This is a genomic window from Shinella kummerowiae (assembly GCF_009827055.1).
Taxonomy (GTDB): domain Bacteria; phylum Pseudomonadota; class Alphaproteobacteria; order Rhizobiales; family Rhizobiaceae; genus Shinella; species Shinella kummerowiae.
In genome coordinates this window covers 362,370-376,031 of record NZ_WUMK01000007.1, presented here as the reverse complement: position 1 = coordinate 376,031, position 13,662 = coordinate 362,370, and the positions used below count along the sequence as shown (strand labels likewise).

Annotated in this window: 15 protein-coding genes and 1 other RNA gene; 8 read left to right on the top strand and 8 right to left on the bottom strand. The window is 62.5% G+C overall.

The window, feature by feature from the left end; all coding sequences use genetic code 11:
* Nucleotides 1-5: 5 nt before the first annotated feature.
* Both GR138_RS20100 and GR138_RS20095 read right to left on the bottom strand, forming a co-directional pair.
* Entirely contained in the window at nucleotides 6-830 is an 825-nt protein-coding gene (locus tag GR138_RS20100) for a TIGR00282 family metallophosphoesterase (RefSeq protein WP_160861035.1), read from the bottom strand.
* Nucleotides 831-839: 9 nt separating this feature from the next.
* Nucleotides 840-1,424 (bottom strand): 5-formyltetrahydrofolate cyclo-ligase, encoded by a 585-nt coding sequence (locus GR138_RS20095; protein WP_160861034.1) that lies wholly within the window; start codon nucleotides 1,422-1,424, stop codon nucleotides 840-842.
* Between the two features lie 220 nt (nucleotides 1,425-1,644).
* Here GR138_RS20095 and GR138_RS20090 point away from each other — a divergent pair, with 220 nt between their 5' ends.
* Nucleotides 1,645-1,869: a helix-turn-helix domain-containing protein gene (locus GR138_RS20090; protein ID WP_160861033.1), complete on the top strand. Its 225-nt coding sequence runs from the start codon at nucleotides 1,645-1,647 to the stop codon at nucleotides 1,867-1,869.
* A 3-nt stretch (nucleotides 1,870-1,872) separates the two neighbouring features.
* On the opposite strand, the gene GR138_RS20085 is transcribed toward GR138_RS20090, so the two are convergent.
* Entirely contained in the window at nucleotides 1,873-2,859 is a 987-nt protein-coding gene (locus tag GR138_RS20085; protein WP_160861032.1) for a sugar-binding domain-containing protein, read from the bottom strand.
* 290 nt (nucleotides 2,860-3,149) lie between these two features.
* Between GR138_RS20085 and tal the strand changes: the two genes are divergently transcribed.
* Nucleotides 3,150-4,112 carry a transaldolase gene (gene tal, locus GR138_RS20080; RefSeq protein WP_160861031.1) on the top strand — a complete coding sequence of 321 codons (963 nt, stop codon included), beginning with the start codon at nucleotides 3,150-3,152 and terminating at the stop codon, nucleotides 4,110-4,112.
* 68 nt (nucleotides 4,113-4,180) lie between these two features.
* Here tal and GR138_RS20075 read toward each other — a convergent pair whose 3' ends face one another.
* The 4 genes from GR138_RS20075 to GR138_RS20060 form a co-directional block, all read right to left on the bottom strand.
* On the bottom strand, nucleotides 4,181-4,810 hold the full coding sequence (locus tag GR138_RS20075) for a hypothetical protein (protein WP_160861030.1): 630 nt from the start codon (nucleotides 4,808-4,810) through the stop codon (nucleotides 4,181-4,183).
* 95 nt (nucleotides 4,811-4,905) lie between these two features.
* Nucleotides 4,906-5,063: non-coding RNA, 6S RNA (ssrS, locus tag GR138_RS20070), on the bottom strand.
* A 50-nt stretch (nucleotides 5,064-5,113) separates the two neighbouring features.
* On the bottom strand, nucleotides 5,114-5,485 hold the full coding sequence (locus GR138_RS20065; protein WP_160861029.1) for a cell division protein ZapA: 372 nt from the start codon (nucleotides 5,483-5,485) through the stop codon (nucleotides 5,114-5,116).
* 100 nt (nucleotides 5,486-5,585) lie between these two features.
* The gene (locus GR138_RS20060; RefSeq protein WP_160861028.1) at nucleotides 5,586-5,858 is read right to left on the bottom strand and encodes a DUF4164 domain-containing protein; all 273 of its coding nucleotides are present in this window, start codon (nucleotides 5,856-5,858) and stop codon (nucleotides 5,586-5,588) included.
* A 328-nt stretch (nucleotides 5,859-6,186) separates the two neighbouring features.
* Between GR138_RS20060 and tkt the strand changes: the two genes are divergently transcribed.
* The 3 genes from tkt (at nucleotide 6,187) to GR138_RS20045 (ending at nucleotide 10,519) form a co-directional block, all read left to right on the top strand.
* On the top strand, nucleotides 6,187-8,169 hold the full coding sequence (gene tkt / locus GR138_RS20055) for a transketolase (RefSeq protein ID WP_160861027.1): 1,983 nt from the start codon (nucleotides 6,187-6,189) through the stop codon (nucleotides 8,167-8,169).
* Between the two features lie 70 nt (nucleotides 8,170-8,239).
* Nucleotides 8,240-9,241: a type I glyceraldehyde-3-phosphate dehydrogenase gene (gene gap, locus GR138_RS20050; RefSeq protein ID WP_160861026.1), complete on the top strand. Its 1,002-nt coding sequence runs from the start codon at nucleotides 8,240-8,242 to the stop codon at nucleotides 9,239-9,241.
* Between the two features lie 78 nt (nucleotides 9,242-9,319).
* On the top strand, nucleotides 9,320-10,519 hold the full coding sequence (locus tag GR138_RS20045; RefSeq protein WP_160861025.1) for a phosphoglycerate kinase: 1,200 nt from the start codon (nucleotides 9,320-9,322) through the stop codon (nucleotides 10,517-10,519).
* A 387-nt stretch (nucleotides 10,520-10,906) separates the two neighbouring features.
* On the opposite strand, the gene GR138_RS30315 is transcribed toward GR138_RS20045, so the two are convergent.
* A complete protein-coding gene (locus tag GR138_RS30315) occupies nucleotides 10,907-11,062 on the bottom strand; it encodes a hypothetical protein (protein ID WP_202402733.1) in 156 nt (51 codons plus the stop codon).
* A 152-nt stretch (nucleotides 11,063-11,214) separates the two neighbouring features.
* Here GR138_RS30315 and GR138_RS20040 point away from each other — a divergent pair, with 152 nt between their 5' ends.
* From GR138_RS20040 to rcdA, 3 genes are all read left to right on the top strand, one after another.
* On the top strand, nucleotides 11,215-12,492 hold the full coding sequence (locus GR138_RS20040) for an MFS transporter (RefSeq protein ID WP_160861024.1): 1,278 nt from the start codon (nucleotides 11,215-11,217) through the stop codon (nucleotides 12,490-12,492).
* Nucleotides 12,489-12,680: a DUF1192 domain-containing protein gene (locus GR138_RS20035; protein ID WP_160861023.1), complete on the top strand. Its 192-nt coding sequence runs from the start codon at nucleotides 12,489-12,491 to the stop codon at nucleotides 12,678-12,680. Before GR138_RS20040 ends, GR138_RS20035 begins: the two co-directional genes overlap by 4 nt.
* A gap of 384 nt (nucleotides 12,681-13,064) precedes the next feature.
* Complete coding sequence (gene rcdA, locus GR138_RS20030) at nucleotides 13,065-13,583, top strand: protease adaptor protein RcdA (protein WP_160861022.1); 519 nt, start codon at nucleotides 13,065-13,067, stop codon at nucleotides 13,581-13,583.
* Nucleotides 13,584-13,662: the final 79 nt, after the last annotated feature.

Sequence of the window (13,662 nt, the reverse complement as noted above, 5' to 3'; positions counted from 1 at the left end):
TAGGATCAGCGCCAGAAATCCGGCACCGTTTCGGCCAGCCGCGGGCCGAGGCGAAGCGGCGCGATCTTCTCGGCAAGTCCCGTGCGGTCGGAGATTTCGACCGCCAGGCCGCAGATCGTCGCCGGCCCGGAGGCCGCCTCGAAGCGGCTCTTCGGCATTTTGGAAATGAAGCGGTTAAGCGGCTCTTCCTTCTCCATGCCGAGCGAGGAATCGTAGTCGCCACACATGCCGGCATCCGACATATAACCCGTCCCGCCATTCAGGATCTGGCAATCGGCCGTCGGCACATGGGTATGCGTGCCAACCACGACGCTCGCGCGGCCATCGACGAAATGGCCAAAACATTGTTTTTCGCTGGTCGCCTCAGCGTGGAAATCGAAGATGATGGCATCCGCCTGCTCGCCGAGCGGGCAGGAGGCGAGGATCGCTTCGCCGGCCTTGAAGGGGTCATCGAGTTCCGGATGCATGAAGACCCGGCCCATGACATTGGCCACGAGCACGCGGGCACCGTTGCGGGCGACGAACAGATTGGCGCCGCGGCCGGGTGTGCCGGCGGGATAGTTGGCAGGACGCAGGAACTGGTCGTGCCGGCCGGCAAACGTCACCGCTTCCTTCTGGTCCCAGACGTGGTTGCCGGTCGTCACCACATCCGCACCGGCATTGACGGTTTCGAGAAAGATTTCTTCCGTGATGCCGAAGCCGCCGGCCGCGTTCTCCCCGTTGACGACGACGAAATCCAGCTTGAAGTCGCTGATCAGCCCCGGCAGGCGCTGCCAGACAGCCGTCCGTCCGGTCTTGCCCACCATGTCGCCCAGAAAAAGAAAACGCATCGAACTGCCTTACAAAACCTGTTGGAACAAACGAAAGCCGCTCTCGGTGAGGATGGCGTCCAGGGGGACGTCGTGCGGCTCTGCGGGTACTGATGCCACTTCCTGGCAGTCGAACGCAATGCCGATCAGTTTCGGCGCGTGGCCTTTCGCCTTCAGGCGGTCGATCGCCCGGTCGTAATGGCCGGCACCGTAGCCGATGCGATGCCCTGCCCGGTCGAAGGCAGAAAGCGGGACGAGCAGGATATCCGGATCGAGCACGGCAGCCTCCGGCCCCGGTCCGGTCGTGCCGAACCCCGTCTTCACGACAGGCGCACCGACAACGAGTTCGCGGAAAACGATGGTTTCCCGGTCGAGCACGACGGGCAAGCAGAGCCTTGCGCCGCGCGTGCGCAAATGTGCCAGAAGCGGACGGATATCGGCCTCCGAGCGGATCGGCCAGAACCCCGAAATGACGGTGCCCGGTTCAAAATCGAGGCGGTCGCCCGCATGTTCGACCATGGCCAGGCTGCCTTCGATGCGCGCCTCCGGCGTCATCGCATCACGCAAGGCCAACCGCTCGTTGCGGATCGCCGCCTTCTGTTCCTTGGATGTCACGCCCCATCTCCAGCCTTTTCGCGCGTGGCTTACCAGCTAGCAGCGCCTGAAGGCAAATCCCCATCTCTTTGCGACGGCGCGGCGTCGCAGGACATCAGGCCGACGGAAGGGATGAAATCTGCCTCATAACGGGACACAAGGGCAAAAAACGGCCGTGTCCCGTTAAGCATTGAAGCGGCTTACGCTTTGCGCGTCGCACGTCTGCCTTTAAGCGGGGCGCATGACGTCCTCGGAAAATGACCTTTCCCGCCGCCCCGAATTGACCGAAATCGAAAGACGGTGTCTCGAACTTGCCGCCAATGGCAGGACGCCGGCCGATATCGTGCTCGAAACCGATCTCGCTATGCCGCGTGTTGCAGACGCCATGCGCAGCGCCATCGATAAACTCGGCGCCCGCAACATCACGGGCGCGATCACCCGCGCCATCCGCCTCGACTTGCTTTAGCGCTCAGGCAGCAGCGGAGGTTTCGGCCAACCGCAACATGGCCTGCGCCGCCCCCTCGTCGGTGATCAGCGTGTTGCAGCCGACGCGACGGATCGTGGCGCGAATGGCCGGCGCCCGGTGCGCGCCGCCCGAAACCAGCACGATATGACGCGCCTTGCTCACGGTTTCGAGGTCGATCGACATGACCCGGTGGCGGATCGGATGATCGATCGTGTGCCCTTCGGCATCCAGAAAATTGCACATCGTATCGCAGACGCAGCCGGCCGCGATCAATTCCTCTAACTCGTGCCGGGCGATGAAATCGCGCGATAGAGAGCTGGCGCGCGGCCCGATATCGCCGCAGCTCACCACCGCGATATCCATGTTCTCCGCCAGTTCGAACAGAGTTTTCAGGCCGCACTTCTCGATGAGGCTACGCTTGGTCTCCCGCGAATCGACGAGCAGCGGCGCGAGGAACAGGTAACATTCCGCGCCGAGCTGGCTCGCCAGCCGCCAGGTATATTCGATCGGGTTGATGTGGTGCGCCTCGACCACGCCGCCGAGCAGCGAGACGACCTTGACGCGCTCCCGCCGCACCGGGCGGAAACTGGCGAGCGAGGCAGTCAATGTGCGCCCCCAGCCGACACCGATGGTGCAATCGTCCGGGATCGCCTCGGTCAGGAACTGGCCAAGCGCCAGCCCCACGCCCTTTGCCGTCGCCTCCGCGCTCTGCGCCGCCGGCACCACCACGGCCTCATCCAGCCCGTAGGCCTTCTCCAGGCGCACGGCGAGTTCGACGCAATCGGCCACGCCCTCGTTGATCCAGATCTGCACTTCGGAGCGCTTCAGCGCCTCGTCGAGCATGCGGATGACGGTGCTGCGGCTGACGCCGATCTTTTCCGCCACGTCCTTCTGGGTGAGGCCCTGGTTGTAATAGAGCCAGGCGGCCCTGAGCCGCAGGGCGGCCGATTCCGAATAGGCCGTGTGTGTGTCGCGCCGGAGCCTTGTCACGTCGCCTCCATCTGTCTGCAATCGTTCTGCGCCACCTTAACACACGAAATGGAAAATGCGACATATGTTCAGACGATTGAGCAAAAGTGCTTGACTTTCCCCCGCTGATGCGAGGATAGTCCCCGTCAGATCGGCTGGCGGCCTTCCGTCGGCAGATTGGTTGTGCCAGCATGCGCGGCGACTGAAACAGGAAGCACAGTCGTCGAGCGCGCTTTCACGAACAACATGGAGGAGGGCTTGGCATTTCTCTCGGGAAAGCGGCCCAGCAACAACCATTTCGGGATATCGACATGACGTCCAAGCTTGAACAACTCCGCGCGATGACCACCGTCGTGGCAGACACCGGCGACATCGAAGCCGTGCGCCGCCTGAAGCCGGTCGATTGCACCACCAATCCGACGATCGTCCTGAAGGCCCTCGGCACGCCGATGTTTGCCGATACCGTCAACGAGGCGATCCGCTGGGGTCAGTCCCAGGGCGGCAATCACGACGGCGTCGTCTCGGCCGTTGCCGATCGCCTCGCCATCTCCGTCGGCGCAGCGCTCTCCGAACTCGTGCCGGGTCGCGTCTCGACCGAAGTCGACGCCGACCTGTCCTTCGACACGGAAGCCTCGATTGCCAAGGGCCGCGAGATCATCAAGGCCTATGAGGCGCGCGGCATCACCCGCGACCGCATCCTCATCAAGCTCGCTTCCACCTGGGAAGGCATCCGCGCCGCGGAAGTGCTCCAGAAGGACGGCATCGACTGCAACCTGACGCTGCTCTTCAACAAGGCCCAGGCGATCGCCTGCGCCGATGCCGGCGCCTTCCTCATCTCGCCCTTCGTCGGCCGTATCCTCGACTGGCACGTCAAGGCGAGCGGCAAGACGTTCACCGCCGAGGAAGATCCGGGCGTGCTGTCGGTCCGCGCGATCTACGACTACTACAAGTCCAACGGCATCAACACGATCGTCATGGGCGCCTCGTTCCGCAACACCGGCGAAATCGAAGCCCTCGCCGGCTGCGACCGCCTGACCATCAGCCCGGCGCTGCTCGAAGAACTCGACGCCGCCGAAGGCACGCTGGAGCGCAAGCTGTCGCCGGAAAAGGCCGCCAAGGTCTCGCCGATCAAGATCGACGAAAAAACCTTCCGCTGGATGCTGAACGAAGACGCCATGGCCACCGAAAAGCTCTCCGAAGGCATCCGCGCCTTCGCCAAGGACCTCGGCAGCCTGCGCGCGATGATCGACAAGGAACTGAAGGCGGCTGCGTAAGGCTCGCCCACAGTCTTGGAAATACGAAGGCCGCCCTTGAGGCGGCCTTTTCTTTGAGTATCCCAGGCTTAGCCGCAGGTTCCACCGAGTCCCAGACGCGGTTCCGAAACTTTGTCGGAAGGCTCGAAACCGACATCCGATCCACGTCCCTTGGCACGCTCGACCCCGAACCGGCCAAGATATTCCAAACCTGAGTAGTAGCGCGACTGCGGCGAGCTTGCAGAAATCTCACCCTTCAAAGCAGGATCGACATAGTCCAACCGTTCCTGCCTTTGTGGATCGATTGCTTCGTGTTCAGTAAACGAGACGGCGGCAAGTTGCTTGCCGAGAGGTGTAAAAGCCACAGCGTCCCGAGAATAGCAGAAAGCTTTCATCGTCCCAGCCTCCACATCGTAGCGATAGAGCCGGATGCTAAGGCCGATGTAGAGAAACTGACCATCTTTGGACCGATAAACCGTCATGCCCGAATTGTACGGCTTATCCCAGATGTCCTCCCAATTGGTCGAAACACTGGAAAACAAGGATCCTTCGGGAGCAATTGAAAGTCGCTCTTCCATTCCCCACCCCCAGGCAACGGAATAGGTAATATCGACTTTCTCCATCGGTACAGCAACAGTGATCGAGCGCCGCGACACCACGCAGCCGCTTAGGCCTGCAAGCATCAAGATGCCAAGCAGGCACAATGAAAAACGCTTCATTTTGTCTCCCAACGAGCCGAAACTATACGATCGCCGCCACCCTCAGGAACGACGAGGCCGGTGCGATTTCGATATGGAAGAGCAAAAAGGGAAAAGTACGATCCACGCAACCGATGGAGGTTTACGATCCTGGGTGCCTACAAACGTAGGTGGGCGCCATATGTCCAAGCCCACGGGCCTGGTCAGGGACAGCTCCCTTTGGATCGAGTATGGCCCCAGGGATTGTGGTTCCTGTCGAGAGGCGCAGACCGCATCCGACATATAGGATGAAAGTGGCGTCTTCGCCAGTGGCATTTCTGCCGGTCAGTTGACCGGGGGCTTGCCGGAAAGTTTTGCCGCCATGCCCTGGATCTGACTGGTCAGTTCGCCGAGCGCCTGCGCGATCGCATCCTCGCCCTTGGCAACCTCGTCGAGCACGCCTTCCCGGCCCTTGCGCAACTCTTCGGTTTCCTTTTCCAGCTTGGTCAGGCGGCGGCTGGTTTCGTTCAGCTCGTCCATCACCATGATACCGGCCATAACGGTCAGCCGCAGATCGCCGATCTCGCCGAACTGCTCCTTCAGGTGCACAACATACCGATCGAAGCCGGCGGCAAGCTCTTCAAGATGCGCCTCCTGCCCCTCCTCGCAGGCCATGCGATAGGCCTTGCCATCGATCTGTACGGTTACCTGTGCCATGCGAAATATCCTGATTGCGGGGAAAGCGGGCGGTTAACGCTCTGGTTTGACGCAATTCCGGACGAAAAACCACGTAGCCCGCACTTTTTCCGGAGTTGCTCTAACGGTCCAGCACGGCCCGGATCGTTTCCATGGCCGTCACGAGCCGGCGGGAAACCTCCCGGTTGACCTCCTCCAGGCGATTGGCGCGGAATTCGGACTGGTCCAGTTCCTGGGCAAGCCGCGACCGGTCGGTGTTGACGCGGCGAACCTCGCCCTCAACCTCGCCATGGTCACGCTCGCGGTCAAAGCGCATGTCGAGCGCATTGTCGAGGGCGCTGATCGCTCTGCGAAGCTCCTCGATCGCCACCCTGACTATTTCCCCGTTCGTCATAAAGCCTTCACCGGCACTCTCAAAATACGCGAATCGCCGCCGCCAACGCCGGTTCTCTCGCCTTGACAGTATTCAACAGCGGGCGGCAGCGTCAACAGCAGGCCGCAAGGCGCCGCAAAGCCGCTGTGGATCAGCGTTTAAATCGGTTGCGAAATCGGCCGGCCGCACGCTGTAGGAAACGCTAAAAAAGCCACCGGAATTGGCCCGCAAAGGCCGGAAAAACGGCCGAATTCGTTGACTCCGACGGCGCACCTGCTATGTGTCTCCCGCTTCCTAACCGATGCTCGAAAGGCACCGGGCCCAACACTCCGAAGAATACGGAACAGTCATGATCTCTCGCGAAAAACACGACCGGATGGCGAACGCAATTCGCTTCCTTTCCATGGATGCCGTGGAAAAGGCGAACTCCGGTCACCCCGGCCTGCCCATGGGCGCAGCAGACATCGCAACGGTTCTTTTCACCCGCTTTCTCTCCTTCGATCCGAAAACCCCGTCCTGGCCGAACCGCGACCGCTTCGTGCTGTCGGCCGGCCACGGCTCCATGCTCCTCTACTCGCTGCTCTATCTGACGGGTTATGAGGACATCACGATCGACGAGATCAAGAATTTCCGTCAGCTCGGCGCGCGCACCGCGGGCCATCCGGAATACGGCCACGCCGCCGGCATCGAGACGACGACCGGCCCGCTCGGCCAGGGCATCGCCAACGCCGTCGGCATGGCGCTTGCCGAACGCAAGCTGCGCGACGAGTTCGGCGCCGACCTCATGGAGCACTACACCTACGTGATCGCCGGCGACGGCTGCCTCATGGAGGGCATCAGCCAGGAAGCAATCGCGCTCGCCGGCCACCTGAAGCTCAACAAGCTGATCGTGTTCTGGGACGACAACAACATCTCGATCGACGGCCCGATCTCGATTGCCGACTCGACCGACCAGCACGCCCGCTTCCGCGCCTGCCAGTGGCACACGATCGCCGTCGACGGCCATGATCCGGACGCGATCGCCGCTGCCATCGAGGAAGCCCAGAAGTCCGACAAGCCGACGATGATCGCCTGTAAGACGACGATCGGCTTCGGCGCGCCGAACAAGGCCGGCACGCACAAGGTGCATGGCTCGCCGCTCGGCGCCGAGGAAATCGCCGCCACCCGCAAGGCGCTGAACTGGGAATCGGAAGCCTTCGCTGTTCCCTCCGACGTGCTGGACGCCTGGCGCCTTGCCGGTCTTCGCTCCACGAAGGCCCACAAGGAATGGGACGCGCGCCTCGAGAAGACGGAAGCCGAGAAGAAGGCCCAGTTCGTCCGCCGCTTCGCCGGCGAACTCGAAAGCGGCCTCGACCCGGCGATTTCGGCCTACAAGAAGAAGCTTGCCGAAACCAAGCCGAACCCGGCGACCCGCAAGGCCTCCGAGGACGCGCTGGAAGTCATCAACGGCGTTCTTCTCGAAACCATCGGCGGCTCGGCCGACCTGACCGGCTCGAACAACACCAAGACGAGCCAGACCAAGTCGATCACGCCTACGGATTTCTCCGGCCGCTACATCCACTACGGCGTGCGCGAGCACGGCATGGCGGCGGCGATGAACGGCATGGCGCTGCATGGCGGCCTCATTCCCTATTCCGGCGGCTTCCTGATCTTCTCGGACTACTGCCGTCCGTCGATCCGCCTTGCCGCACTGATGGGCATCCGCGTCATCCACGTCCTGACGCATGATTCCATCGGTCTCGGCGAAGACGGCCCGACGCACCAGCCGGTCGAGCACATGGCGGCACTGCGCGCCATTCCGAATCTGCTGGTCTTCCGCCCGGCCGACGCCACGGAAACGGCAGAGGTCTGGCAGCTGGCGCTCGAAAGCCACAACCGTCCGTCGGCGATTGCGCTCACCCGCCAGAACCTGATGCCGGTACGCCTGGAATACGAGGAAGAAAACCTCTCGGCCCGCGGCGCCTACGATCTGGTTTCGGCCAGCGACGCCAAGGTGACGATCTTCGCCTCCGGCTCGGAAATCGAGATCGCCGTGAAGGCGCAGCAGGCGCTGTCGGCCAAGGGCATCTCGACCCGTGTCGTCTCCGTACCCTGCGTCGAGCTGTTCGCCGAGCAGCCGGAAGCTTACCAGAAGGCCGTTATCGGCAACTCGCCGGTCAAGATCGCCGTCGAAGCCGGCATCCGCCAGGGCTGGGATCACTTCATCGGTTCGGACGGCATCTTCGTCGGCATGTCCTCCTTCGGCGCATCGGGTCCCTACAAGGAACTCTACAAGCACTTCGGCATCACGCCGGAAGCTGTCGTCGCCGCTGCGGAAGCCAAGCTCGGCTGATGCCCGTCGGGCGCGGCCTCCCGCCGCGCCCTGACTTCGCAAACAGATTATCCATAGGGAGAGACCCCAAATGACTGTGAAAGTTGCCATCAACGGTTTTGGCCGCATCGGCCGCAACGTGCTCCGCGCCATCGTCGAATCCGGCCGCACCGACATCGAAGTCGTCGCCGTCAACGACCTCGGCCCGGTCGAGACCAATGCGCATCTCGTCCGCTACGATTCCGTCCACGGCAAGTTCCCGGGCACCGTCACCGTTTCCGGCGACACGATCGACGTCGGCCGCGGCCCGATCCGCGTCACCGCCATCCGCGATCCGAAGGAACTGCCCTGGAGCGACGTCGACATCGCGCTGGAATGCACCGGCCTGTTCACGACGAAGGAAAAGGCCGGCGCGCATCTCGCCAACGGCTCCAAGCGCGTCATCGTCTCCGCACCGTGCGACAATGCCGACAAGACGATCGTCTTCGGCGTCAACCACAACACGCTGACCAAGGACGACCGCGTCATCTCGAACGCGTCCTGCACGACGAACTGCCTGGCGCCGGTTGCCTACATTCTCGACAAGGCCTTCGGCATCGAGAAGGGCTACATGACGACGATCCACTCCTACACGGGTGACCAGCCGACGCTCGACACCATGCACAAGGACCTCTACCGCGCCCGCGCGGCAGCGCTCTCCATGATCCCGACCTCGACGGGTGCCGCCAAGGCCGTCGGCCTCGTGCTGCCGCAGCTCGCCGGCAAGCTCGACGGTTCGGCGATCCGCGTGCCGACCCCGAACGTCTCGGTCGTCGACCTGAAGTTCGTGCCGTCGCGCAACGTCACCGCTGAAGAAGTCAACGCTGCCATCAAGGAAGCCGCCGAAGGCGAACTCAAGGGCATCCTCGACTATGTCACCGGCCCGCTCGTCTCCATCGACTTCAACCACGACAGCAACTCGTCGAACTTCGCCGCCGACCAGACCAAGGTTCTCGACGGCAACCTCGTTCGCATCCTGTCCTGGTACGACAACGAATGGGGCTTCTCGAACCGCATGTCCGACACGGCCGTTGCGTTCGGCAAGCTGATCTAAGCAGAAACACGAAACACCCGGGCAGCGATGTCCGGGTGTTTTTTCTTGACCAGACGACAGATAGTCCCGGAGCGGCCCATGACCTTCAAAACCCTCGACAACCTCACCGACATCGCCGGCAAGCGCGTGCTCGTCCGCGTCGATCTCAACGTGCCCGTCAAGGACGGCAAGGTCACCGACGCGACCCGCATCGAGCGCGTCGCCCCGACGATCCTGGAACTGTCGAAGAAGGGCGCCAAGGTCATCCTGCTTGCCCATTTCGGTCGCCCGCAGGGCGCGGTCGTCGCCGACATGTCGCTGGAGCAGATTCTTCCCGCCGTCAACGACGTGCTCGGCACGAAAGTGCATTTCGCCTCCGACTGCATCGGCGAGACGGCCGCAGCCGCCATCGCCGCCCTCGACAATGGCGGTATCCTGCTTCTCGAAAACACCCGCTTCCACAAGGGCGAAGAGAAGAACAACCCGGATTTCACCGCCGCCCTCGCGGCGAACGGCGACATCTACGTCAACGATGCCTTTTCCGCCGCCCATCGTGCTCATGCCTCGACCGAGGGCCTCGCCCACCTGCTGCCCGCCTATGCCGGCCGCACCATGCAGGCCGAGCTTGAAGCCCTGGAAAAGGGTCTCGGCAACCCGGTCCGCCCGGTCGTGGCGATCGTCGGCGGCGCCAAGGTGTCCACCAAGATCGACCTGCTCATGAACCTCGTGAAGAAGGTCGATGCGCTGGTCATCGGCGGCGGCATGGCCAACACCTTCCTCGCCGCCCGCGGCACCAATGTCGGCAAGTCGCTCTGCGAGCACGACCTCGCCGAAACCGCCAAGCAGATCATGATCGAGGCGGCGACGGCCGGCTGCGCCATCGTGCTGCCGGACGACGGCGTCGTGGCCCGCGAGTTCAAGGCGAATGCCGAGAACGAAGTGGTCAATGTCAATGCCATTCCGGCCGACGCGATGATGCTCGATGTCGGCCCGAAGACGATCGAGGCGGTCAATGCCTGGATCTCCCGCGCCACCACGCTCGTCTGGAACGGCCCGCTCGGCGCCTTCGAAATCGCCCCGTTCGATACGGCGACGGTGTCGGCCGCCAAACATGCCGCCGCCCGCACAAGGGAAGGCAAACTGGTCTCCGTCGCCGGCGGTGGCGATACGGTTGCAGCCCTCAACCATGCCGGCGTTGCGGACGATTTCACCTATGTTTCGACCGCCGGCGGCGCCTTCCTGGAATGGATGGAAGGCAAGCCGCTGCCGGGCGTAGATATCCTGCATCAGCAGAAATAACGGCGGGGGGCTTGCGCTCCGCCACGGATCGCTTACATTTCTGGTCAGTATCAACGAACAGAAAGGAAGGTGATCCAATGTCTAATGAGATTTCGGTCTTGGCTTCGGGCATGGGAATTGTGGTGAACGAAACGAGGCAGCCCTCGTTCTGACACGCCTTCCTTCGGGCCCAAAGGCCCGGGTCCACGCCGGACCAAACCTCATGGGGGCCACCTTCGGGTGGCCCTTTTGCGTTTCAGCGATTTTGATCTGTACCTCCCTCTTCCGTCATCCTCGGGCTTGACCCGAGGATCCACCACCCGCGGATGGATGGTCGGGTCAAGCCCGACCATGACGACGGAGACGTAGCGGTGGGTTAAGGAGAGCCTCCCCTCCTGGAAGAGGTGTTCAGGGCCTGACAAGCACCGTCAGCATCATCAGCACGATGGCGACAACGGCGATCTTCCAGAAGTCCGCGCGCCGCTTCAGCCCCGGCAGACCGATCGGCCGGATGAGGTGCAGCAGCATGACGGCGAGGAGAAGTGCTGGAAGGATTTTCGACATGTCGGCCTTTCTTCACCCTTCCTGTCATACCCGGGACATTTTTCCAAGCGACCACCACGTCGTCTGAAAATCGTGTGCGCGTCGCCTTTGCATCTGGCAATCGGCAACAGGTGCGCTATTCCTTTCCCATTGGCGAAACTCACGGAAATCCTATGCGTAACAATCTCATTTCCGTCTTCGCGCTTCTCATGGGCACCCTGTTCCTCTTCCTGGGGAACGGCCTGCACGGCCTGCTGCTGCCCATGCGTGGCGCTTTCGAAGGCTATGAGACGACGATGCTCGGCCTGCTCGGCACGTCGTGGGCGTCGGGCTTCGTGCTCGGCTGCCTGATGGCACCCACCATCGTCAAGCGCATTGGCCATGTGCGCGCCTTCTCCGGCTTCGCCTCGCTGATCGCCATCATCGCGCTGTTGACCGGCATGCTGGTCGATCCGTTCTGGTGGATCGTGCTGCGCGCCGTCACCGGCTTTTCAATTGCCGGCACCTCGATGATCATCGAAAGCTGGCTGAACGAGCGCGCCACCAATGAGAGCCGCGGCCTGATCTTCTCGCTCTACATCGCCATCACGCTGGTCGGCACCGTCGGCGGCCAGATGACGGTGGCGCTCGGCGACGTGACGACGCCGATGCTCTTCATGTTCGCCGGCATTCTCTACTGCTTCGCCATGCTGCCGACGACGCTCTCGACCGCCGCCTCGCCGCAGCCGCTGAAACAGGTGCGGCTCGATATTCCGGCCCTCTTCCGCACCTCCCCCGTCGCCTGCGTCGGCATCGTGCTGATCGGTATCGCCAACGGCGCCTTCGGTACGCTGGGTGCCGTCTTCGGCGCCAATGCCGGCCTGTCCTCCAGCACGATCGCCATCATGATGAGCGTGGCGATCTTCGCCGGTGCGGTCATGCAATTGCCGGCCGGGCGGATGTCCGACCGGATCGACCGGCGCATCGTGCTCGCCGCCCTCTCGGCCATTGCCGCCGGCGCCGGCCTCTCGCTCTTCGTTTTCCAGCCCGCCTCCGTCACCGTGCTGCTGGTCTTGACGGCGCTCTATGGCGCGATGGCCAACGCGCTCTATCCGATCGCCGTGTCGCACGCCAATGACTTCGCCAGCCCCGAGGATTTCGTAAAGGTCTCCGGCGGCCTGCTGCTGCTTTACGGCGTCGGCACGATCATCGGCCCGACGCTCGGCGGCCCGATCATGTCGGCGGTCGGCCCCTATGCGCTCTTCATGGTGACCTGCTCGGCGCATATCCTGATCACCGCCTACGCCATCTTCCGCAGCCGCCGCCGCGCCGCCCTGCCGGCCGAGATGCGCGACGCCTACACGACCATCAACCCCGGCACGATGATGACGCCGGAAAGCCTTCAACTCTCGCCGCGCGCGCTCGCCCAGCCGCAGGCCGCCGACGAACAATCGGAGGAGAAAACCGCATGAACCTCTTCGACGAAGACGGACGCCCGTTGAAAAAGGCCGCACACGAGATCGGCAGCGACCTGTCGTTGCTCTCGGCCGATGAACTGGCGGCGCGAATCGACCTGCTTCGCACGGAAATCGACCGCCTGGAGGCAGAGAAGGCAAGGAAGGGCGCAAGCCGGTCGGCGGCAGAAAATCTCTTCCGCTAAAGGCATGTAAAGTCGACGCGGCCTTGCCGAAAAAGCACAGCAACCGGCAAACCGACAATAGAGTTAACCGGCCATTAAGCCTTATACGTTATTACTTGCCCCATCCGGTCCTTCCGGATTCAGACATTTTCGCCCCTCGGGGAATCGGTCTGATTTTCTCCCTGTTTTACCTTGAGAGCCGCTTCCCGCGGCTCTTTTTTTGTCTGCAGGTCAATCCCGCGGGCACCTGTGCCGAAAGAATTGTGGAGATTAACCCTTTATTAAGAATGCCCTTGCGCGAATTAGGTTATGGGATCATCCTTGAGACATTAAAAGGCGGCTCGGAACACGAAGCCCCAACCTTCCGTTACCTGCATTGTGATGCGTTTCAACAGGGATGACACCATGTCCGAAAGAGGATTGAATACCGTCAGCTTCGCTGGCCATGTTGCGTCGTCAGCGCAATTCAAATCCCTGTACGCCGAAGGCATGGGTCTAGTCGAAGAGACCGCGAGCTATCTCGATGGCGTCGGCCGCCAGGCCTCGAAGGTCCTGCCCCGCATGGCATCGGTGCTTTACGCAGCAGAATCAATGCGCCTCACCACCCGCCTGATGCAGATGGCCTCCTGGCTGCTGCTCCAGCGCGCCGTCAACAATGGCGAGATGAGCCGCGACCAGGTGCTGTCGGAAAAGAACAAGGTCCGCCTCGACAGCTTCAACGTCGACAAGACCGCGCCCGGCTGGAACGACCTGCCGGAAGCCTTTCGCGACCTGATCGAACGTTCGCTGCGCCTGCAGAACCGCATCGCCCTGCTCGACCGCGAAATCTACCGCCCCCAGGAAGTCCAGACCTTCGAACCGGGCAACCAGAACAGCGTCCAGGCCCAGCTCAACCTGCTGCAGACCGCCTTCGGCAACAACTGAGCGGTTTGTAGAAGCGCACGAAACGATGACCCGGCTTTTGCCGGGTTTTTTGTTGCCTCGACTGATCAGGTTTGCCCCT

Coding starts and splice junctions, on each gene's coding strand:
- GR138_RS20090 (WP_160861033.1), top strand. CDS start 1,645: ATGACGTCCTCGGAAAATGACCTTTCCCGCCGCCCCGAATTGACCGAA.
- tkt (WP_160861027.1), top strand. CDS start 6,187: ATGATCTCTCGCGAAAAACACGACCGGATGGCGAACGCAATTCGCTTC.
- rcdA (WP_160861022.1), top strand. CDS start 13,065: ATGTCCGAAAGAGGATTGAATACCGTCAGCTTCGCTGGCCATGTTGCG.
- GR138_RS20045 (WP_160861025.1), top strand. CDS start 9,320: ATGACCTTCAAAACCCTCGACAACCTCACCGACATCGCCGGCAAGCGC.
- GR138_RS20065 (WP_160861029.1), bottom strand. CDS start 5,485: ATGGCACAGGTAACCGTACAGATCGATGGCAAGGCCTATCGCATGGCC.
- gap (WP_160861026.1), top strand. CDS start 8,240: ATGACTGTGAAAGTTGCCATCAACGGTTTTGGCCGCATCGGCCGCAAC.
- GR138_RS20040 (WP_160861024.1), top strand. CDS start 11,215: ATGCGTAACAATCTCATTTCCGTCTTCGCGCTTCTCATGGGCACCCTG.
- GR138_RS30315 (WP_202402733.1), bottom strand. CDS start 11,062: ATGTCGAAAATCCTTCCAGCACTTCTCCTCGCCGTCATGCTGCTGCAC.
- GR138_RS20075 (WP_160861030.1), bottom strand. CDS start 4,810: ATGAAGCGTTTTTCATTGTGCCTGCTTGGCATCTTGATGCTTGCAGGC.
- GR138_RS20035 (WP_160861023.1), top strand. CDS start 12,489: ATGAACCTCTTCGACGAAGACGGACGCCCGTTGAAAAAGGCCGCACAC.
- GR138_RS20100 (WP_160861035.1), bottom strand. CDS start 830: ATGCGTTTTCTTTTTCTGGGCGACATGGTGGGCAAGACCGGACGGACG.
- tal (WP_160861031.1), top strand. CDS start 3,150: ATGACGTCCAAGCTTGAACAACTCCGCGCGATGACCACCGTCGTGGCA.
- GR138_RS20060 (WP_160861028.1), bottom strand. CDS start 5,858: ATGACGAACGGGGAAATAGTCAGGGTGGCGATCGAGGAGCTTCGCAGA.